Origin of the sequence: Achromobacter sp. GbtcB20, assembly GCF_019091095.1 — a bacterium.
GTDB lineage: Bacteria > Pseudomonadota > Gammaproteobacteria > Burkholderiales > Burkholderiaceae_B > Achromobacter > Achromobacter mucicolens.
Genome location: NZ_JAGXJZ010000003.1, coordinates 170366 through 190194 on the forward strand (window position 1 = coordinate 170366; position 19829 = coordinate 190194).

At 64.7% G+C, this 19829-nt stretch carries 19 protein-coding genes; 12 read left to right on the forward strand and 7 right to left on the reverse strand.

Features of this window, described 5'->3' with window-relative positions; translation table 11 throughout:
* Positions 1 to 56 precede the first annotated feature (56 nt).
* From KVT32_RS05980 to KVT32_RS05995, 4 genes are all read right to left on the reverse strand, one after another.
* Positions 57 to 1634: an ABC transporter substrate-binding protein gene (locus tag KVT32_RS05980; protein ID WP_175156683.1), complete on the reverse strand. Its 1578-nt coding sequence runs from the start codon at positions 1632 to 1634 to the stop codon at positions 57 to 59.
* Between the two features lie 174 nt (positions 1635 to 1808).
* Positions 1809 to 3083, reverse strand: a complete 1275-nt coding sequence (locus tag KVT32_RS05985; RefSeq protein WP_175156684.1) for a Zn-dependent hydrolase — start codon at positions 3081 to 3083, stop codon at positions 1809 to 1811.
* A complete protein-coding gene (locus tag KVT32_RS05990; protein WP_056315868.1) occupies positions 3080 to 3820 on the reverse strand; it encodes a FadR/GntR family transcriptional regulator in 741 nt (246 codons plus the stop codon). The genes KVT32_RS05985 and KVT32_RS05990 overlap by 4 nt, the downstream gene beginning before the upstream one ends.
* Positions 3821 to 4006: 186 nt before the next feature.
* Entirely contained in the window at positions 4007 to 4270 is a 264-nt protein-coding gene (locus tag KVT32_RS05995) for a hypothetical protein (protein ID WP_152383963.1), read from the reverse strand.
* A 154-nt stretch (positions 4271 to 4424) separates the two neighbouring features.
* On the opposite strand from KVT32_RS05995, the gene hemN reads away from it, so the two are divergent.
* Positions 4425 to 5855: an oxygen-independent coproporphyrinogen III oxidase gene (hemN, locus tag KVT32_RS06000; protein ID WP_152383964.1), complete on the forward strand. Its 1431-nt coding sequence runs from the start codon at positions 4425 to 4427 to the stop codon at positions 5853 to 5855.
* 27 nt (positions 5856 to 5882) lie between these two features.
* On the opposite strand, the gene KVT32_RS06005 is transcribed toward hemN, so the two are convergent.
* On the reverse strand, positions 5883 to 6596 hold the full coding sequence (locus KVT32_RS06005) for a response regulator transcription factor (RefSeq protein WP_152385456.1): 714 nt from the start codon (positions 6594 to 6596) through the stop codon (positions 5883 to 5885).
* Between the two features lie 565 nt (positions 6597 to 7161).
* Here KVT32_RS06005 and thrS point away from each other — a divergent pair.
* From thrS to ptsP, 6 genes are all read left to right on the forward strand, one after another.
* Positions 7162 to 9099, forward strand: coding sequence for a threonine--tRNA ligase (gene thrS / locus KVT32_RS06010; RefSeq protein WP_128827977.1), 1938 nt, complete (start codon positions 7162 to 7164; stop codon positions 9097 to 9099).
* A 36-nt stretch (positions 9100 to 9135) separates the two neighbouring features.
* Complete coding sequence (gene infC, locus KVT32_RS06015; protein WP_076812461.1) at positions 9136 to 9687, forward strand: translation initiation factor IF-3; 552 nt, start codon at positions 9136 to 9138, stop codon at positions 9685 to 9687.
* A gap of 163 nt (positions 9688 to 9850) precedes the next feature.
* Positions 9851 to 10837 carry a glutathione synthase gene (gshB, locus tag KVT32_RS06020; RefSeq protein ID WP_062841882.1) on the forward strand — a complete coding sequence of 329 codons (987 nt, stop codon included), beginning with the start codon at positions 9851 to 9853 and terminating at the stop codon, positions 10835 to 10837.
* A gap of 15 nt (positions 10838 to 10852) precedes the next feature.
* Complete coding sequence (locus tag KVT32_RS06025; protein ID WP_056315884.1) at positions 10853 to 11254, forward strand: PTS sugar transporter subunit IIA; 402 nt, start codon at positions 10853 to 10855, stop codon at positions 11252 to 11254.
* A 108-nt stretch (positions 11255 to 11362) separates the two neighbouring features.
* Entirely contained in the window at positions 11363 to 11632 is a 270-nt protein-coding gene (locus tag KVT32_RS06030) for an HPr family phosphocarrier protein (RefSeq protein WP_006387993.1), read from the forward strand.
* Positions 11633 to 11744: 112 nt separating this feature from the next.
* Positions 11745 to 13454 (forward strand): phosphoenolpyruvate--protein phosphotransferase, encoded by a 1710-nt coding sequence (gene ptsP / locus KVT32_RS06035; protein WP_152385457.1) that lies wholly within the window; start codon positions 11745 to 11747, stop codon positions 13452 to 13454.
* A gap of 191 nt (positions 13455 to 13645) precedes the next feature.
* Here the strand turns inward: ptsP and amt are convergent, their stop codons facing one another.
* Together amt and KVT32_RS06045 are read right to left on the reverse strand one after the other, a co-directional pair.
* Entirely contained in the window at positions 13646 to 14884 is a 1239-nt protein-coding gene (gene amt, locus KVT32_RS06040; RefSeq protein ID WP_056315887.1) for an ammonium transporter, read from the reverse strand.
* A gap of 28 nt (positions 14885 to 14912) precedes the next feature.
* Positions 14913 to 15251, reverse strand: coding sequence for a P-II family nitrogen regulator (locus tag KVT32_RS06045; RefSeq protein WP_006218735.1), 339 nt, complete (start codon positions 15249 to 15251; stop codon positions 14913 to 14915).
* 674 nt (positions 15252 to 15925) lie between these two features.
* On the opposite strand from KVT32_RS06045, the gene KVT32_RS06050 reads away from it, so the two are divergent.
* From KVT32_RS06050 to pheS, 5 genes are all read left to right on the forward strand, one after another.
* Positions 15926 to 16201, forward strand: coding sequence for an accessory factor UbiK family protein (locus KVT32_RS06050; protein WP_056315890.1), 276 nt, complete (start codon positions 15926 to 15928; stop codon positions 16199 to 16201).
* Between the two features lie 117 nt (positions 16202 to 16318).
* Complete coding sequence (locus tag KVT32_RS06055) at positions 16319 to 17845, forward strand: YifB family Mg chelatase-like AAA ATPase (protein WP_217617822.1); 1527 nt, start codon at positions 16319 to 16321, stop codon at positions 17843 to 17845.
* 308 nt (positions 17846 to 18153) lie between these two features.
* On the forward strand, positions 18154 to 18351 hold the full coding sequence (gene rpmI / locus KVT32_RS06060; protein WP_008159912.1) for a 50S ribosomal protein L35: 198 nt from the start codon (positions 18154 to 18156) through the stop codon (positions 18349 to 18351).
* Between the two features lie 17 nt (positions 18352 to 18368).
* Positions 18369 to 18728, forward strand: a complete 360-nt coding sequence (gene rplT, locus KVT32_RS06065) for a 50S ribosomal protein L20 (protein WP_006218741.1) — start codon at positions 18369 to 18371, stop codon at positions 18726 to 18728.
* 77 nt (positions 18729 to 18805) lie between these two features.
* Positions 18806 to 19828 (forward strand): phenylalanine--tRNA ligase subunit alpha, encoded by a 1023-nt coding sequence (gene pheS, locus KVT32_RS06070; protein ID WP_056315894.1) that lies wholly within the window; start codon positions 18806 to 18808, stop codon positions 19826 to 19828.
* The last annotated feature ends 1 nt before the right edge of the window (position 19829 follow it).

The following is a 19829-nucleotide window of genomic DNA, read 5'->3' on the forward strand; positions in this document are numbered from 1 at the left end:
CCGCGCAGCCGGGGGCCGCCGCGGACACGGGATCCGCGGCGGCGCCCCGGGGGCGCTTACTTCTTCTCGATGTAGACGTCGTCGAACGACTCGTTCAGGCCGATGGCGGTCTTGACCAGGTTCTTCACGTTGGCGCGATACAGGGTCGGAAACTCCATGTCGACCAGGAAGCCATTGGCGACCTCGTTGACGAGCGTCGTCTGGATCTGGGTGTAGAGCGCCTGGCGCTTGGCCGGATCGACCTCGGAGGCGGCAGCCTCCCACAGCTTGTCGGTCTCGGGGTTGCTGTAGCCCTGCACATTGGCAAAGGGCGACCCCTTGACGATGTTCGACGAGATATACAAGCGCTGCACGCCCAGCGCGGGGTCGCCGTACTGGTACGTGAAGGTGGTGGTCAGGTCGAAGTCCCAGTTGCCGGTGCGGCTTGCCCAGCCGCCCGCGTCGGTGGATTCCACGTTCACCTTGAAGCCCAGCTGTTCCAGCGCCTGCTTCGTGTATTCACCCAGCCGGTCCCAGGTCGAGCCGTACGGGAAGCTCAGTTGGCGGATCGTGTAGTCGCCGGGCTTGATGCCCGACTCCTTGATCAGCGCGCGCGCCTTCTTCATGTCGAACGGCATCGGCGGCATGTTCTTGTCGTAGAACATCTCGGTGGTCACGAAGGGGCTGGTCGACACCTTGCCCAGACCGAAGAAGATGTTGTTGACCACCATGTTGCGGTTCATGGCCGCCATGACCGCCTGGCGCACCTTCAGGTTGTCGAAGGGCGGCTTACGCATGTTGAAGATCAGGTAGGCCTGCGGCGAGAACATTTCCCAGCCCGCGGTCGTGTATTCCACGTTGGGCAGGCCGCGCAGGCGCTTGATGTCGACGTTGTCCACGTCGCCGCCGCGCAGCACGTCCACGCTGCCCCGCTCGAAGGCCACGGCGCGCGACGCCGCGTCCGGAATCACGTTGAACACCAGCTCGTCCAGATACGGCTTGCCGGGCTTCCAGTAATCGGGATTGCGCGCCAGCTTGATGTATTCGCCGCGCTTCCATTCCTTGAAGATGAACGGGCCGGTGCCCACGGGCTTCTGGTTGGCCGGGTTGGTCATGTAGTCCGTGCCGGCGTACAGATGCTTGGGCATCATCGGCGCAAAGCCGGGTTCGAACATCAGCATGAAGGCCGGAAACGGCGTCTTCAGCTTGATGACCACCGTCTTGGCGTCGGGCGCCTGCACGGACTCGACGAACTTGTTCAGGATGACGCGGGCACGCGCGTGGGTCTTGGGCAGCATGTCCGCCAGCGAGAACACCACGTCCTCGGACGTGAACGGCTTGCCGTCATGCCACTTCACGTTGTCCTGCAGGTGGAAGGTGTAAGTCAGTCCATCGGCGGCGGCCTCCCACGACTTGGCCAGTCCGGGCTGCGGCTTGAGGTCGGTGGAGTAGGTCAGCAGGCTCTCGTAGATCTTGCCCGCGACGAATTGCGTCGGCCCCTGCTGATTGATGGCCGTGACGATCACCGGCGGTTCGGGCTGGACGATCATGTTCAGCGTGCCGCCCTTGGTCTGAGCCAAGGCCTGCGTGGCGGGCAGCGCGGCCGCAAGGACCAATGCGCCGATGCTTAGGGAAAACCAGTTTTTCGATTTCACTGCGAGCCTCCGGGCTGGAAAGGGTCGGACAGGCGGCCGCTCGGACGCGGCGATCGCCGTGCCGGATCAAGCAAACCTCATGCCACCTGCGTTTCTCGGGTACTGCGGGTGGAGCTGCTGCAACAATGCTTCGTTCAGGTGCTGGTTAAGGCGCCGCGCACCAATGCGGAGAATTCAGTGGTGCCTGGCCATGTCTGCGGTGGCGGCTTGGGGCGCATTGGCTCGCGCCACCATGGCGTCAAGCAACACGTTGCAGCCGGCTTCCAGATGCTCGGGCCGGGCGTCTTCGATTTCGTTGTGGCTGATGCCGTCCTTGCACGGCACGAAGATCATCGCGGTGGGCGCCACGGCGGCCATGTAGACGGCATCGTGTCCGGCGCCCGTGACGATGTTCATGGCAGGCAGGCCGCGGTCCTCGGCGCCCTTGCGCACCTTGTCGACCAGATCGGGATCGAACGGCGTGGGCGGAAAATACTGCACGTCCTTCACGTCGACGCGAACGCCGTGCGCGACCGCAATGTCGTCGCAGATGCGCCGCCAGTCCCGGTCCATGCGGTCCAGCGTCGCTTCGTCTTCGTGGCGCAGGTCGGTGGTGAAACGGACCTGCCCCGGAATGACGTTGCGCGATCCCGGATACGCGTGGATCTCGCCCACGGTTCCGCGCCCATGAGGCTGATGGGTGTTGGCAATGTTCACCACGGCCTGCAGCAGGAAGCTGGTGGCGAAGAGCGCGTCGCGGCGGATCGGCATGGGTGTGGGGCCGGCATGCATTTCCATGCCGGTCACGGTCACGTCGTACCAGCGCAGGCCCAGCGACCCCGTCACGACGCCGACCGTCTTTTCCTCGTGCTCCAGGATCGGACCCTGTTCGATATGCGCCTCGAAGTAGGCGTCCACCGGGCGCCCGCCGACGGGGTCGGCGCCGGCGTAACCAATGGCCTGGAGTTCGTCGCGCACGCTGATGCCCTGCGCGTCGCGCGCCGATAACGCGGTTTCCAGCGGAAATTTGCCGGCAAAGACGCCCGATCCCATCATCACGGGCACGAAGCGCGAGCCTTCCTCGTTGGTCCAGATGGCCACTTCCAGCGGGGCCTCGGTCGTCACGCCCGCGTCATTGAGCGTGCGGATCACTTCAAGACCGGCCAGCACCCCGTAGCAGCCGTCGAACTTGCCGCCGGTGGGTTGGGTGTCGATATGGCTGCCCGTCATCACGGGCGGCAGGCTGTCATTGCGGCCCGCACGCCGGGCGAAGATGTTGCCCACCTGATCCACCCGCACCGTCATGCCGGCCTCGCGCATCCAGCCGGTCACCAGATCGCGGCCCTGCCCATCGAGCGCGGTGAGCGCCAGGCGGCAGTTGCCGCCCTTGGGCGTCGCGCCGATCTGCGCAAGATCCATCAGGGACTGCCACAGCCGGTTGCCGTTGATGGACAGAGGGGGTGTCGTCATAGGTCGCCTCGGGGGTGGGAAACGTCGCCAAAGTCCTCGCGCAGGCGCGCCAGGATGCCAAGCAGGTGTGCGTGCATGGCGTGCCGCGCACGAATGGGGTCGCGCGCCACGATCGCGGTCAGGATGCGCTGGTGTTCGGCGTGGGCCACGGCCCACACCTTGGCATCGACGAAATAGTCCTGCATCCGCCGGTACACCGAGCTGGATTGGGTCAGGTTCCACAGATGGGCGACGGCAGCGGCCAGCGCGGCGTTGCCGCAGGCGGCGGCGATCGCGCCGTGAAACTCCCGGTCATGCCGGCCTGGCGAATCCGTCAGGGACATGCCGTCGTGGGCGTCGAGGATGGCCGCCAGCTGGGCGGCCGTGGCATGCTGCGCCGCCATACCCGCGCACTCGGGTTCGATGATGAGGCGCGCTTCCAGCAGGTCGAACGGCCCGATGTCGTCGACGCCCTGCGCGGCGCTGGGCGGTGTTCCCGCGGCGGCCGCCAAGCCGGCGCCTTCCTTGTCCGCCACGAACACGCCGGTGCCCACGCGGACCTCGACGTAGCCCTCGATTTCAAGCGCGATCAGCGCTTCGCGGATCGACGCGCGGCTGACCTGCAGTTGTTCGGCCAGGTCCCGCTCCGACGGCAAACGCCGCCCGCGCGGGAAGTCGCCGGCCCGGATCCGTCCGGCAATCTGGTCGGCGATCATGCGATACAGACGGGTGACGGCGACGGCTTGGAAGGTGCTCATCGGGCGGGGGCTTGGCCTGGTGGTCAGGCCACCAATATAGGCACCTCGCCATTGAAACAAAAGGGATAATTGGCGCTTTCAGGGAAAACGATGTGAGGGATTCCACCGCTGTTCGTCTGCTGGTCAGGCCAGTGGACCGGCCCTTGGAGGTCCGCCGCCGGGGCAGGCGGCGGGATGCCGCGTTCGCTACGCTTGGTCGTCCGGTTCGGGCGTCTGCGTGAAGGCGCGAACCAGCCGGGCGATGCCGTCCAGTTCGTCGTGCGCGCCCATCACCCATTCCGGTTTGTCGAACGGGCTGTCCGCCGGCGTGTTGTCCAGATTGGCTTTCAGGTCGCCCAGCAGTTCCAGCGCCATGTCGGTGGCCTGGGGGCTGCTGCGGGTGGATAGGGCGATCGCAATCGCCAGCGCCTGGCGCATGGCCAGCAGACGGCCTTCCAGTTCGGTTTCCATTGGGGGTCCTTGTTTGCTGCGGGAATCGCGGCATTTTACGGGGCAGGGCGCGGGCCGGTAACGGCCCGGCAAAGCTTGCCCAACGGCAGATGCGTTGCGCTCGGTTTGCGCAAGATCAATGTGAAGGGCGCGGGGCAGGCGAATAATCCGGGTTATGCAAGCCGCTCTACGCCCTCAATCTTCGGAATCGCCGGCGCCCGCCACCGCCGAGCCGTTTTTTCCTCCCCAACTGCTGGCCCGGTTGGACAAGAACGGGCCGCGATACACCTCGTATCCCACGGCGGACCGCTACCACGGGGGCTTCGCCGAGCAAGACTACCGGCTTGCCTTGCAACAGCGGCGCGCAACCCGTCCGGCCGAGCCGCTGTCGCTCTACGTACACATTCCGTTCTGCGAATCGGTCTGTTATTACTGCGCCTGTAACAAGGTGGTGACCCGCCACCATGACCGAGCCGCCCGCTACCTGGATGCCCTGTCCCGCGAAATCGCCTTGCACGTGCAAGAACTCGGCCCCGGCGTGCCGGTGTCGCAGCTGCATTTCGGGGGCGGCACGCCCACATTCCTGTCCAACGAGGAACTGGCGCGCCTGATGGGCGATCTTCGCGGCGCCTTCCATTTCCAGCCCGACGCCGAAATCTCCGTCGAAGTCGATCCGCGCACCGCAACGCCGGAGCGCCTGGCGTTCCTGCAGCAGCTGGGCTTTAACCGCCTGAGCTTCGGCGTGCAGGATTTCGACGAACGGGTGCAGGTGGCGGTGCATCGGGTTCAGTCTTTCGATGACGTCGCCGCGCTGATGCACAGCGCCAGGGCATTGGGCTATGCGTCGGTCAACGTCGATCTCATCTATGGCCTGCCGCTGCAAACCGCGGCGTCGTTTGCCCGCACGATCGAACAGGTCATCGCGCTGCGCCCCGACCGCATTGCGCTCTACGCCTACGCGCACCTGCCCGAACGCTTCAAGCCGCAGCGGCGCATCAACGAAGCAGACCTGCCCGATCGCGAGACGCGCGTTGGCCTGCTCAGTTCGGCCATTCAGGGCTTCCTGAACCAGGGCTACACCTACATCGGCATGGACCATTTCGCGCTGAACACCGACGCGCTGGCCATTGCCAAGCAACGCGGTGAACTGCACCGCAATTTCCAGGGATACAGCACGCAGCCGGATCGCGACCTCATCGCGCTGGGCGTGTCGGCCATCGGACGCATTGGCGACACCTACAGCCAGAACGCGAAGATCCTTGACGAATACTACGCGGCCATCGAATCCGGAAAGTTCGCGGTCGAGCGCGGCCTGACGCTTAGCGCCGACGACCTGGTCCGCCGCGAGGTCATCATGGACATCATGTGCCAGGGCCGGGTGGACTTTTCGCGGATCGAAGCCAAGCACGGCCTGCAGTTCGGCGACTACTTCAGCCGCGAGCTCTCGCAGATGGCCAGCCTGGCCGAACTGGGCCTGGTGAACCTGCACCTCGGAGAACTGCGCGTCACCGGCCTGGGTTGGTATTTCGTGCGGGCGGTGGCCATGACCTTCGACAAATACCTGCGCTCGGCCATGCCGACCGCCAGGTACTCCCGCATCATCTGACCTGCGCGCGGCCGCGGCGCCGCGCGCTCATTCGGCAAACTTGTCGCGCAGGTACAGCGCCAGCGACAAATCATCGGACAGTCCCAACTTGCGCATGGCGCGGCGCTTGTGCGTGCTGACTGTCTTCTTGCTGCGCACCAGCCTTTCGGCGATCTGCGTCACCGACATCCCCTGCCTGATGTGGCGCAGGATTTCCACTTCCGAAGTCGTCAACAGCGCGTGCGGCGCCGTCGGCTCCATGCCGCGGATCTTTCCGTCCTCTACCGTCAGAAAGGGCGCCTTGGCCTCGATGACGCCGCGGATCATGTCCGGCAGCAAGACCAGCCCCCATTGCTTTGCCAGATAGCCGGCGGCGCCGGCGCGGTATGCCGCGTACTCGGTCTCTTGCCGGTTGCCGGCCGAAAACGTGATGACCGCCATGCTGGGGTGGTAGCGGCGCACCCGACGCAGATAGTTGACGCCGTCGCAGGGTTCCAGCGGCAGATAGAAATCAATGAGCGCGACGTCGCACGGCTGCTTCGCCAGCTTTTCCAGCAACGCGCGCGCGGAGGTTTCGCGATGAACGACATGAAAGCCAGGCCGGCTTTCGAGGAACGCGCCGATGCCCAACGCCACCACGGGATGGTCGTCCAGGACCGCGACCCGGATGACGGGCGGCGGCCGCGACAGCAGCAGGTGCTTTCGGGTTTCAAAGCCGTCCTCCGGCGCGATAAACGGGCCGTGAAGCGAGCCGCCGGTCATCTGGCTTGCAGTCTCTGAAACGCAATTCATCGTTGCTCCACGATCGGATGGGGGTTCAGGGCGATCCGGGCGGCCACGAGGGGCGGTCGCGTGGCGCGTTTCCTTGAGCAGCCCTGAAATTGGTGGGCAGATTACGTGGTCGGCGCGCGTTTGGGTCGCCAAACGAGGCAAAATCAGACCGATGCACTCGGCGCAATTGATCCGTTGCGGTCCCCCGCGTCGCCCTGCAATCCTCCGTGGCGTTTTCGCCACGGGCAGGGCGCAAACGGTGCTACAATCGGCAACGATCCATGCAGCTATTTCGGCTGCATTTGTCTTGCTGCACCTTGATTTGCGCTGCGCTTCGCGCGCGCCCCCACAGGCTCAAAACATGCTTTTCCCGTACGCACGAACTACGACCCGGAACTTTCGCCCCATGTCGCGTTAGTTTTTTCGTGCGTCGGGTTTCACCGTGTCAGGTCAGCGGTAGGACTCATCAAGACAATCAAATGAACGCGGCTTTGAAGCCGCGTTTTTCGTTTCTGTTTTCGTTTTTCAGTTCCAAGAACCCCAGGAAGCACTCCCGATGGTACAGATCACATTGCCCGATGGTTCGCAGCGCCAATTTCCGGGACCGGTCACGGTCGCCGAAGTGGCGCAATCGATCGGTACGGGCCTGGCGAAGGCTGCCCTGGGCGGCCGCGTGACGTTCGACGGCGCGGAATCCAAGCTCGTCGACACCAGTTTCCGCATCGCGCAAGACGCCCGCCTGGCCATCGTGACGGCCAAGGACGCGGACGGCCTCGATCTGATCCGCCACTCGACGGCTCACCTGCTGGCCTACGCCGTCAAAGAGCTCTTCCCGGACGCCCAGGTCACCATCGGCCCCGTGATCGACAACGGCTTCTACTACGACTTCTCGTACAAGCGCCCCTTCACGCCCGAAGACCTGACTGCCATCGAAAAGAAGATGGCCGAACTGGCCAAAAAGGACGAAGTCGTCACGCGCGAAGAATGGTCGCGCGACGACGCTGTCGAATTCTTCAAGGGCATCGGCGAAAAGTACAAGGCGGAAATCATCGCCTCGATCCCGTCCAACGAGACGCTCAGCCTGTACCGCGAAGGCGATTTCATCGACCTGTGCCGCGGCCCGCACGTGCCGTCCACCGGCAAGCTCAAGGTCTTCAAGCTGATGAAGGTGGCCGGCGCCTACTGGCGCGGCGACAGCAAGAACGAGATGCTCCAGCGCATCTACGGCACCGCCTGGGCGACCAAGGAAGAACAGGAAGCCTACCTGCACATGCTCGAAGAGGCCGAGCGCCGCGACCACCGCAAGATCGGCCGCGAACTCGACCTGTTCCACTTCCAGGACGAAGCCCCGGGCCTGATCTTCTGGCACCCCAAGGGCTGGACCCTGTGGCAGCAGGTCGAGCAGTACATGCGCAGCGTGTACCGCGACAACGGCTACCAGGAAGTCAAGGCGCCGCAGATCCTGGATATTTCGCTCTGGAAGAAGACGGGCCACTGGGACAACTACCGTGAAAACATGTTCACGACCGAGTCCGAAAACCGCGTCTATGGCCTGAAGCCGATGAACTGCCCGGGCCACGTGCAGATCTTCAATGCGGGCCTGCATTCCTACCGCGAACTGCCCCTGCGCTACGGCGAATTCGGCCAATGCCACCGCAACGAGCCCTCCGGCTCGCTGCACGGCATGATGCGCGTGCGCGGCTTTACGCAGGACGACGGTCACATCTTCTGTACCGAAGAGCAACTGCAGGACGAATGCGCCGATTTCACGGCACTGCTGCAAAAGGTCTACCGCGATTTCGGCTTTACCGAAGTCCTGTACAAGGTTGCCACGCGCCCCGAAAAGCGAATCGGCACGGACGAAGTCTGGGATACGGCGGAAGCCGCCCTGATGGAAAGCCTGCGCCGCACGGGCTGCGAATTCGAAATCTCGCCGGGCGAGGGTGCCTTCTACGGCCCGAAGGTCGAATACACCCTCAAGGACGCCATCGGCCGGCACTGGCAGTGCGGCACGATTCAGGTCGACTTCTCCATGCCCGTGCGCCTGGGCGCCGAGTACGTGGACCAGAACGACCAGCGCCGCCCGCCCGTCATGCTGCACCGCGCGATCCTCGGTTCGCTCGAGCGCTTCATCGGGATGTTGATCGAAAACCACGCCGGCGCCATGCCGCCGTGGCTGGCGCCCGTGCAAGCAGTTGTGTGCTGCATTTCCGAACCTTCGGCCGATTATGCGGCGCAAATTACGCAAAGCCTGAAAAAACAAGGCTTTAGAGTCGAGTCCGATTTGCGCGGTGAAAAAATCACTCGTAAAATCCGGGAACACAGCCTGCAAAAGGTGCCGTACATTCTTGTCGTCGGCGACAAGGAAAAGCAAAACGGCACTGTTGCCGTACGCGGGCTGGGCGGCCTGGACCTTGGCGCCATCCCCTTCGACGACTTCGTTTCCCGGTTGTCCGACGACGTGGCCGCCCGCCGCGACGTCCAACCGACTTGATAGCAGCGCTGCTTAACATTTCTAGGAGCTTTCAACATCGCCACTGAAAAAGCCAATCGCATCAACGGTGAAATCCGCGTCCCCGAGGTGCGCCTGATAGGTCTGGACGGAGAACAGCTGGGCATCGTCAAGATTGCCGACGCCTTCCGTCTTTCCGAGCAAAACGACGTGGATCTGGTGGAAATCGCGCCGAACGCCGAGCCCCCGGTCTGCCGTTTGATGGACTACGGCAAGTTCAAGTACCAAGAGCAAAAGCGCCAGGCCGAAGCCCGCTCCAAGCAAAAGGTCATCCAGGTCAAGGAAGTCAAGTTCCGCCCGGCGACCGACGAGGGCGACTATCAGGTCAAGCTGCGCAACCTGCGCCGCTTCCTCGAGGAAGGCGACAAGGCCAAGGTCACGCTGCGCTTCCGCGGCCGCGAAATGGCTCACCAGGAACTTGGCATGCGCGTCCTTGAGCGCGTGCGCGACGATCTCCTTGAGCTTGCCCAGGTCGAAGCCATGCCCAAGCTCGAAGGCCGTCAGATGGTCATGGTGCTGGCGCCGAAAAAGAAGGCTGTGCCTGCAGGCAAGCCTGAATCGGCAGCCTGAGTCCCAGCCGTACCGACAGGCAGGGCCCAGCCGCCCATTCCTGCAACCCGCCGTGTCCGTCTCGTGACCGGCGGGTTCGCTTATTGGCTGGCTCTACGCTACGATGTCACAAAGCATAGCCGCCTTCCCATCAGGGGAGGCGGCGTCCGTTCAGGGTGTCGCGATGCACGTTTTGTTCGTTTTGGATCCCTTGCCGCTGCTCAAGGCGTACAAGGATAGTTCGGTCGCCATGATGCGTGCCCTCGTGGCGCGCGGCCATACGCTCAGCGTGGCCATGCAGGGCGACCTCTACATCGAGGCGGGCGTCGTCAAGGCGCAGACCACCCCGATCGAGCTCGTCGCCGATGCCGACCTGCACGGCCACGACTGGTGGCGCGAATCCGCCCCTCAGGATCTGCCGCTGGCGGATTTTGGCGCGGTCGTGATGCGCAAAGACCCCCCGTTCGACATGGAATACGTGTATTCCACGCATCTGCTCGAATATGCCGAGGCGCAGGGCGCCTGCGTGTTCAACGGCGGCGCGGCCATCCGCAACCACCCCGAAAAACTGGCCATCACCGAGATCAGCGAGTTCACCGCCCCGACGCTGGTGACCCGCAACATGGCTCGCCTCAAGGCGTTTCATGACAAGCACCAGGATGTCATCGTCAAGCCGCTGGACGGCATGGGCGGCACGGGCGTGTTCCGCCTGCAGCCCAAGGACCCCAACCTGAACGCCATCCTGGAGACGCTGACCGACAACGGCGCGCGCACCATCATGGCGCAGCGCTTCATTCCGGACATCGTCAAGGGCGACAAGCGCATCCTGCTGATCGGCGGTGAACCCGTGCCGTATTCGCTCGCGCGCATCCCGTTGGCTGGCGAAACGCGCGGCAATCTGGCCGCCGGCGGCCGCGGTGTCGCCCAGGAGCTCTCCCCCCGGGACCGCCAGATCGCCGAAGCAGTGGCGCCCAAGCTGGCCGCCCGCGGCCTGCTTCTGGTTGGCCTGGACGTCATCGGCGACTTCGTCACCGAAGTCAACGTCACCAGCCCCACCTGTTTCGTCGAAATTGCCGAGCAGACCGGTTTCGATGTGGCCGGCATGTTCGTGCAGGCGCTCGAGAAAGCGGTGGCGGCCAAGGCTGCAGGCGCTGCCGCCGTTGCAGCCTGATTTTCCGGAACCGACATGACCACGGGTATTGTGATCGTCGTGCATGCGCCCCTGGGCGCCGCAATGCGCGAATGCGCGAGCCACGTCATGGGCGATCTGGACGGCATGCTGGCTATTCACGACATCCAGCCGGAAGATCAGCCGGACGACCTGGCGCCGGATGTCCTGAAAGACATCCTCGAACAGGACCACGGCGCGGGCGTGCTGGTGCTGACCGACCTGATCGGCGCCACCCCCGCCAATATTTCCAAGCGCGCGGTCGCCGACGCGCAGGCCCAGGGCATCCAGTGCTGTGTACTCGCGGGTCTCAACACCCCGATGCTGTTGCGCGCGTTGACCTACCGCAACCTGCCATTGGCTGAAACCCGCGAAAAGGCGCTTGCCGGCGGCGTGCAAGGTGTCTTGCGGGTAGACTGAGGGGCAGAAAATTGCCCTATTATGTCGGCTATTATTTCAAGCCGACGATCGGTTCGACGATTGGCTGCGATCAACACTGCGGCATGGTCCGCGGTCACCATCTTTCCTATGCCTAATACTGACATTGTCATCAGCAACAAACTGGGATTGCACGCTCGGGCCGCGGCCAAGCTGACGCAGCTTGCCAGCAAGTTTTCCAGCGAAATCTTCATTTCGCGCGGTGCGCAGCGCGTGAACGCCAAGAGCATCATGGGCGTCATGATGCTGGCGGCCGGTCTGGGCGTCACGGTCAAGCTCGAGGCCTCCGGCAGCGATGCCGAGCAAGCCTTGTCCGAAATCGAAACTCTGTTCGACAGCAAATTCGGTGAGCAGGAATAAAACGTCTTCTGAAGCTGCCGGCCCGGCTCGGGCCGGTTCGCCTGCACCCGCGACCGGCGCGCCCGCTGCTGGCGCGCCCCACGGGGCTGGCTCTGCCAGCCCCGTTGTGTGTCTGTACGGCAAGGGCGTCGCCAAGGGGTACGCCATCGGCCGCGCCGTGGTTATGGGCGCTGCCGCCCTTGAAGTGGCGCACTACCGGATCTCTCCGGAAGACGTGCCCGCCGAGAGCGCACGCCTGACCGAAGCGCTGGCATCGGCGCAGCAGGAACTGCTGCAACTGGCCGACACGCTTCCGGCCGACGCGCCGCGCGAACTGGGCGCGATGCTCAATGTGCACAGCCTGCTCCTGGGCGATCCGCTTCTGGCCGAACAGACGCTTGCCCTGATCGCCGACCGTCACTACAACGCCGAGTGGGCGCTGACGACGCAGGGCCAGATCCTGGGGCAGCAGTTCGACGCCATGGAAGACGAGTACCTGCGCGAGCGCGGGGCGGATGTGCGCCAGGTGATCGAGCGCGTGCTGCACGTCCTGGCCGGCACGTCGGCGATCCTGCCCGACATGTCCCACATGGGCGGCGACGATGCCCTGGTGGTGGTGGCGCACGATATCTCTCCCGCCGACATGCTACGCCTGCGCGGCGGCCGGTTCGCCGCCTTCGTTACTGACCTGGGCGGCCCGACGTCTCACACCGCGATCGTGGCGCGCAGCATGGGCGTGCCCGCCGTGGTCGCCATTGGCAACGTGCGCGAGCTCGTTCGCGACGGCGACATGCTGATCATCGACGGCTCGGTCGGGGCGGTGGTGGTCAACCCGTCCGACCGTATCCTGCAGGAATACCGCCGCCGCCAGGCTGCGTACGCAGACGAGCGCGCCGAGCTCAGCCTCCTGCGCGACGAGCCCTCCGTCACGCTGGACGGCATCGACATCGTGCTGCACGCCAACATCGAGCTGCCGGACGAAGCCGCGCTGGCGCTGGCGTCCGGCGCGCACGGCATCGGGCTCTTTCGCAGCGAATTCCTCTTCATGGGCCGGCCAGACCTGCCCGGCGAAGAAGAGCAGTACGAGGCCTATGCGTCAGTCGTCAAGGTGATGGCCGGCCGTCCGGTCACGATCCGAACGCTGGACATCGGCTCGGACAAGACGCTGGACGGCGAGGCCACCGTGGCCACCAACCCCGCGCTGGGACAGCGCGCCATCCGCTATTGCCTGGCGCGACCCGAGATGTTCGCGACGCAGCTGCGCGCCATCCTCAGGGCGTCCGCCCACGGCCCGGTGCGCCTCTTGATCCCGATGATCGCGCACATGCACGAAGTCGTGGCTGCCAAGGCCGCCATCGAATCTGCGCGCCGCGAACTCGATGCCCGTGGTCAGGCCTACGCGCCACACATGGAAGTGGGGGCGATGGTCGAGGTGCCCGCGATCGCCATCGCGATCGAACCCTTTGCCCAGGCGCTGGATTTCCTGTCCATCGGCACCAACGACCTGATCCAGTACACGCTTGCCATCGACCGGGGCGACCACGACGTGGCGTCGCTGTACGATCCGCTGCATCCGGCGGTGCTGCGCCTGGTCGCCAACACCATCAATGCGGGCGAACGCGCGGGCAAGCCGGTCGCCGTCTGCGGCGAAATGGCGGGCGATTCGCGCATGACGCGCCTGCTGCTTGGCCTGGGCCTGACCGAGTTCTCCATGCACCCGCAGCAGCTCCTGGACGTGAAACGCGAGGTGCGTCGCGCGCATTCCAACGCGCTCCGCATCAAGGTGGCCTCGGCGCTGAACCGCGCCTTGCCCGTCGACCTGGACGCCCTCGGCCCGGCTTGATTCGTCCTTCGCGGCAGTGACTGAACCGGGTGTCAGACACCCGTGGAGTCGACCGCAAGCAGCCGACCCTTTCCGCCGGGTGTCTGACACCCTCCCAAGCAAGCTGACAAAAAAAGAGCCCTTCATGATGAAGGGCTCTTTCATTTTCCATCCCGCCCCGCCGCAGGGCGCGGCGGGAGCGTCGCAGCAGCTTAGCTGTGATAGGCGGATTCGCCGTGGCTGGTGACGTCCAGGCCTTCGCGCTCCTGGTCTTCCGGCACACGCAGACCGCACAGGGCGTTGGCGATCTTGTAGGCAATCCATGCCACCACGCCAGACCACACGACGGTCAGCAGGACGCCTTCGAGCTGCACCCACAGTTGGTGGGCGATCATGCCGGGCTCGGCCAGGCCGGGGCCACCAAAGACCTGCGCGTTGAACACGCCGGTGAGCAGGGCGCCGACAATGCCGCCCACGCCGTGGATGCCGAACACGTCCAGCGCATCGTCAGCACGCAGCAGGCGCTTCAGGCCATTCACGCCCCAGACGCAGACCACGCCGGCAACCACGCCGATGATCAGGGCGCCCACCGGACCGACCAGGCCGGCGGCGGGAGTGATGCCGACCAGGCCGGCGATGGCGCCCGACGCGGCACCCAGCATCGAGGGCTTGCCCTTGATGGCCCATTCCGTGAACAGCCAGGCCAGCACGGCGCCCGCCGTGGCGATCATGGTGTTGAAGAAGGCCAGGGTGGCGTTCTCGTTGGCGGCCAGCGCCGAACCCGCATTGAAGCCGAACCAGCCCACCCACAGCAGGGCGGCGCCGACGAACGTCATCGGCAGGTTGTGCGGCTGCATGGCTTCGCGGCCGTAGCCCACGCGCTTGCCGACCACGTAGGCGCCGACCAGGCCAGCCACGCCGGCGTTGATGTGCACCACGGTGCCGCCGGCGAAGTCCAGCGCGCCTTGGGCATTCAACAGGCCCGGCGCGGTTTCAGAGGCGAACCACACCATGTGCGCAATGGGGATGTAGGCGAACGTGAACCAGATCACCGTGAACACCAGCACGGCCGAAAAGCGGGCGCGCTCGGCAAAGCTGCCGACCACAAGGGCGCAGGTGATGCCGGCGAACGTGGCCTGGAACGAGGCGAACAGCAGCTCGGTCAGGGTGTTCGACATGGCGTACGTGCCGTCTGCCGGGTTGAACATGCCAGAGAAGAAGGCGCGCGAGAGGCCGCCGAAGAAGGCGTTGCCCTCGGTGAACGCGAGGGAGTATCCATAGATGAACCAGAGAACCAGGCCCAGCACGAACGTGCACAACACTTGCAGCAAGACGGACAGCACGTTTTTGCTGCGCACCAGGCCGGCGTAGAACATGGCCAGGCCGGGTACGGCCATCATCAATACAAGCAGGGTAGAGACGAGCAACCAGGAGATATCTGCTTTATCCATTTTCAGGCTCCATTGAGGCTTTATTTATTTACAGCGCAGCTTCGCCGGCTTCGCCAGTTCTGATACGGATGACTTGTTCAAGGGGGGCGGCGAAGATCTTGCCGTCGCCGATCTTGCCGGTGCGGGCGGCTTGTTCGATCGCTTCGATGACCTGATCGACAAGGTGATCGGGCACGGCGGCCTCGACCCGCAGCTTGGGCAGGAAGTCCACGGCGTATTCCGCGCCGCGATAGAGTTCGGTGTGGCCCTTCTGGCGGCCAAAGCCTTTGACTTCGGTAACGGTCAGGCCCTGGACCCCGATCCCGGACAGAGCCACCCGCACTTCGTCGAGCTTGAAGGGCTTGATGATGGCGATGATGAGTTTCATGGCATTTCCTCTCATGGTTGCACGCACCCTGGTTAAAGCAATATCCGTGCCATGTTGGACAGCGCCGGGGATGGCCGGGAAAGGCGCAAATGTTGTGCGGGAAGGCACCATCATGGTGCGCAATGCACCGTGGAGCGGCCTCTTTTTGGTGCGCAACAATGGGTATCCCCGCCATGCAACCAGATGTATGCCGCACGAAGGATTTGTAGCCATTTAATGCGGACGTGTCGGGCACGTCCGCGTGCCTGCCGCCGCATCGGCACGTGCGTTGCGCCGGCTCCGCAGGCCGCTCAGCGTTACCGGCTGCGGCTCCGCGCATGCAGTGCGGGTTTCGGGGGCGGCCGCGTTTGCCCCAAAGCGCCTCAAATTGGGGTGCGAGCCTGATACGAGGGTTTACACCGATCGGCTTGTTGGCAGGGGTGGGGTCGAGAAGAATCGAAACCAGGACGTGTATCGGGCAAACGACCGATGCACAGCGCGGTCTCAGCGACCGGCGGCAAGGCTCGTGGTGTTGGTAGGGGGTTGCCGTCAGGCAGCCCGGTTTTCTCCTGTGCTTTGAAGGGCGGTCACCGCATGCGGCCCGCCCTTTTTTTTTGCGGCGGCGCAAGCGGGGCGGCCTGAACCCGGCAACCAACGCACTACACTTGAGGCATTCGGAACATCGAGAGGCAACTATGAACAATCGCACCCAGTGGATGGAAGACCTTCAGAAGAACATTTCCGACCTGATCGCGCGCAGCCCGGCGGCTGACGTCGAGCGCAATGTGCGCGCCATGATGACGCAGGCGTTTTCCAAGCTGGATCTGGTCACCCGCGAAGAGTTCGACGTGCAGGCGGATCTGCTTGCCCGCACGCGCGCCCGCGTCGATCAACTGGCTGCCCAGGTGCAGCAGATGGAACAGCGCCTGACCGGGCTGGACAAGGGGCCGGCCACCGGGCTGGACAAGTAAGCAAGCCCCGCGCGCCCGCTTTGCGCGGGCCCTGCGCGAGATCGTTTTGTCACGGCCGCTTCCCGCGGCCGTTTGTTTTTTGCGGATACTGGCGGCCCGAACCATCCGGAGACCGTCGTGACGCTTGCTGTACTTGCCAGCCGGGCCCTTTGCGGCATGCATGCCCATGCGGTCCGCGTGGAAACGCACCTGGGGCCCGGGCTGCCGGGTTTCAACGTCGTCGGGTTGGTCGACACCGAAGTCCGGGAAAGCCGCGAGCGGGTCCGCGCGGCCATCATCAACAGCGGTTTCGAATTTCCGGCGGGGCGCATCACCGTCAACCTGTCGCCGGCGGACATGCCCAAGGAGTCCGGCCGCTTCGATCTGCCGATTGCGTTGGGGGTGCTGCTGGCGTCCGGGCAGTTGGCTGGCCCCGCGCAAGACAACGCGCCGGCCGGCGCACCGGATCCCGCGCTGGCCGGGCTGGTGCTTGCAGGCGAACTTTCCCTCACCGGGGCGCTTGTGCCCGTCGCCGCGCCGCTGGTGATCGCCCTGAGCGTCGCTCGGGACGCGCCCGACGCCACGCTTATCCTGCCAGCCGGCAGCGCCGAGCAGGCCGCCTGGGTTCCCGGCTTGCGTGTGCTGTCGGCCCGTTGCCTGGCGGACGTGGCAGCCCACGCAGCGGGCGTCTGCCTGCTTCCCAATGCCGCGCCCGCGCCGTGGCCGCCCGCCGCGCCCGTCCCCTGTCTATCGGATGTGCGGGGCCAGCCGGGCGCGCGGCGGGCGCTTGAAGTCGCGGCGGCGGGCGGCCACAGCCTGTTGATGCTGGGGCCGCCCGGTGCGGGCAAGAGCATGCTGGCCGCACGCCTGCCGGGCCTGCTGCCGCCGCTGGAGCGCAATCAGGCGCTTGAGGCGGCGGCCGTGGCAACGATGGCCGGAATGCCCGACACGCTCACCGGGCAGCCGCCGTTCAGGGCGCCGCACCATTCGGCGTCGGTAGCCGCGCTGGTAGGCGGCGGCGGGCGCCCGCGGCCCGGTGAAATCAGTCTGGCGCATCATGGCGTGCTGTTCCTCGATGAGCTTCCGGAATTCAGCCGCCGCTCGCTCGAGGCGCTGCGAGAGCCGCTGGAGGCGGGCAGGGTGGTCATCTCGCGGGCATTGCACGCCGCGCAGTTTCCGGCCCGTTTTCAGCTCGTGGCCGCCATGAATCCCTGTCCTTGCGGCTGGCGCGGCCATCCGGCGCGCACGTGCGCCTGCACGCCGGATCAGGTGACGCGTTATGCGGGCAAAATATCGGGTCCGCTACTGGACCGGATCGATCTGCATGTCGCCCTGCCGCCGTCCGATCCCGCCTGGATGACGGCGCCGCCCGGCGAATCGTCGCAAGCCGTCCGCGAGCGCGTGGTCCGCTGCCGTGAACGCCAGATGGCCCGCCAGGGCAAGATCAACGCTGGGCTGGCCGGGGCCGAGCTGGACGAATTCTGCGTGATGGATGCCGATGCCCAGACGCTGCTGCAGCAGGCCATGCGCCGCCTGACAGGCTCGGCGCGGGCGATGCACCGGGCGCTGCGCGTGGCCCGCACGATCGCGGATCTGGACGGCCAGGCGGTGCTGGCGGCCAGTCACGTCGCGCAGGCGGTGCAGTACCGGCGTACGGGGGTATGATCCCCGGGCGGCGTCGGCCCTGCGATCCCGTTGTTCCGGGCGTACGCGCTGACTCGACAAAGTCCAGGAAATCACCATATAATCAAAGGCTTTTCCGGATGTGGGTCAGTTTTGTCCGCCTTCGGGAAGCAATCGCGAAACCGCCTGGCCGGATGCTTTACCGAATCGATGCACTTCGTTCGGAACCGGCTTTTCAGATTTCGCGACCCCCCAGAAGTGGCAACAGGTCTACAAGTTTTGGCGTCTTTGGCGCCAAGCACCTGGCGTCATGTAAATCAACAATGCGTGTTTTAGTTTAGGGAATCATCATGCCCAAGATGAAAACCAAGAAAAGCGCCTCCAAGCGCTTTAAGGTGCGCGGCAGCGGCTCCATCAAGCGTGGTCAGGCGTTCAAGCGTCACATCCTGACCAAGAAGACCACCAAGGCCAAGCGTCAACTGCGCGGCTCTGCGGCGGTTCATGACTCCAACGTGGCCTCCGTCAAGGCCATGATGCCTTTCGCTTGATCTAAGGGAGATCTACTATGCCTCGCGTCAAACGCGGCGTAACTGCCCGCGCACGTCACAAGAAAGTCATTGCCGCCGCCAAGGGTTACCGTGGCCGCCGCGGTAATGTGTTCCGTATTGCCAAGCAAGCAGTCATGCGCGCTGGCCAATACGCCTACCGCGACCGCCGCAACAAGAAGCGTACGTTCCGCGCTCTGTGGATCACGCGTATCAACGCGGCCGTCCGTGAGCATGGCGTCAGCTACAGCGTGTTCATCGCTGGCCTGAAGAAGGCTTCGATCGAACTCGACCGTAAGGTCCTGGCCGATCTGGCCGTGCGCGACAAGGCCGGCTTTGCCGCCATCGTGCAGCAAGCCAAGGCTGCCTTGGCTGCCTGATCGCGCGCTTTAACTCATCGCGCATCGCTGCAAACGGGGCTGTAATGGCCCCGTTTGCGTTTTGAAGGCTGGATTTCATGACTCGATTGGTTGACGACCTGGTAGCCCAGGCGCAAGAACGGTTCGCCGCGGCTACGGATGCCGCCGCGCTTGAGAACGCAAAAGCTCGCTTCCTGGGCAAGGAAGGCGCCTTGACGGTGCTGCTCAAAGGCCTGGGCAAGCTCGATCCCGAGCAGAAGCGAGAGGCCGGCGCACGAATCAACCAGGCCAAGCAGAAGATCGAAGAGCTTCTGACCTCGCGCCGTGCCGAACTGGCGCAGGCGGAGCTGGATGCCCGCCTGGCATCCGAAACCATTGACGTCACCCTCCCGGGCCGCGGTCGCGCGCCGGGCGGTATCCATCCGGTGATCCGGACCTGGGAACGCGTGGAAGAAATCTTCCGTTCCATTGGCTTTGACGTGGCCGACGGCCCCGAAGTGGAAAACGACTGGACCAATTTCACCGCATTGAACAACCCGCTGGACCATCCGGCGCGTTCGATGCAGGACACGTTCTACGTCGACATGAACGACGCGGACGGTCTGCCGCTGTTGCTGCGCACGCACACCAGCCCCATGCAGGTGCGTTATGCCCGCATGCACAAGCCGCCCATCAAGGTCATCGCGCCCGGGCGCACCTATCGCGTCGACAGCGACGCCACGCACTCGCCCATGTTCCACCAGGTGGAAGGGCTCTGGATCGCCGAGGACATCTCGTTTGCCGACCTGAAGGGCGTGTATACCGATTTCCTGCGTTGCTTCTTTGAAAGCGACGATCTGGTCGTGCGATTCCGCCCGTCGTTCTTCCCGTTCACGGAACCGTCCGCCGAGATCGACATGATGTTCACCTCGGGTCCCAACCGCGGCCGCTGGCTGGAGATCTCCGGATCCGGCCAGGTGCATCCGCAGGTGGTGCGCAATTTCGGGCTGGATCCCGAGCGCTACATCGGCTTTGCTTTCGGCTCCGGACTCGAGCGCCTGACGATGTTGCGCTACGGCGTCAACGATCTGCGCCAGTTCTACGAAGGCGATTTGCGCTTCCTGCGCCAGTTCAACGAATAAC

Bases quoted from the DNA above. Each gene is read 5' to 3' on its own strand.
- KVT32_RS05985 (WP_175156684.1), bottom strand. From the start codon at position 3,083: ATGACGACACCCCCTCTGTCCATCAACGGCAACCGGCTGTGGCAGTCC.
- KVT32_RS05990 (WP_056315868.1), bottom strand. From the start codon at position 3,820: ATGAGCACCTTCCAAGCCGTCGCCGTCACCCGTCTGTATCGCATGATC.
- KVT32_RS05995 (WP_152383963.1), bottom strand. From the start codon at position 4,270: ATGGAAACCGAACTGGAAGGCCGTCTGCTGGCCATGCGCCAGGCGCTG.
- hemN (WP_152383964.1), top strand. From the start codon at position 4,425: ATGCAAGCCGCTCTACGCCCTCAATCTTCGGAATCGCCGGCGCCCGCC.
- KVT32_RS06005 (WP_152385456.1), bottom strand. From the start codon at position 6,596: ATGACCGGCGGCTCGCTTCACGGCCCGTTTATCGCGCCGGAGGACGGC.
- thrS (WP_128827977.1), top strand. From the start codon at position 7,162: ATGGTACAGATCACATTGCCCGATGGTTCGCAGCGCCAATTTCCGGGA.
- gshB (WP_062841882.1), top strand. From the start codon at position 9,851: ATGCACGTTTTGTTCGTTTTGGATCCCTTGCCGCTGCTCAAGGCGTAC.
- KVT32_RS06025 (WP_056315884.1), top strand. From the start codon at position 10,853: ATGACCACGGGTATTGTGATCGTCGTGCATGCGCCCCTGGGCGCCGCA.
- KVT32_RS06030 (WP_006387993.1), top strand. From the start codon at position 11,363: ATGCCTAATACTGACATTGTCATCAGCAACAAACTGGGATTGCACGCT.
- amt (WP_056315887.1), bottom strand. From the start codon at position 14,884: ATGGATAAAGCAGATATCTCCTGGTTGCTCGTCTCTACCCTGCTTGTA.
- KVT32_RS06045 (WP_006218735.1), bottom strand. From the start codon at position 15,251: ATGAAACTCATCATCGCCATCATCAAGCCCTTCAAGCTCGACGAAGTG.
- KVT32_RS06050 (WP_056315890.1), top strand. From the start codon at position 15,926: ATGAACAATCGCACCCAGTGGATGGAAGACCTTCAGAAGAACATTTCC.
- rpmI (WP_008159912.1), top strand. From the start codon at position 18,154: ATGCCCAAGATGAAAACCAAGAAAAGCGCCTCCAAGCGCTTTAAGGTG.
- rplT (WP_006218741.1), top strand. From the start codon at position 18,369: ATGCCTCGCGTCAAACGCGGCGTAACTGCCCGCGCACGTCACAAGAAA.
- pheS (WP_056315894.1), top strand. From the start codon at position 18,806: ATGACTCGATTGGTTGACGACCTGGTAGCCCAGGCGCAAGAACGGTTC.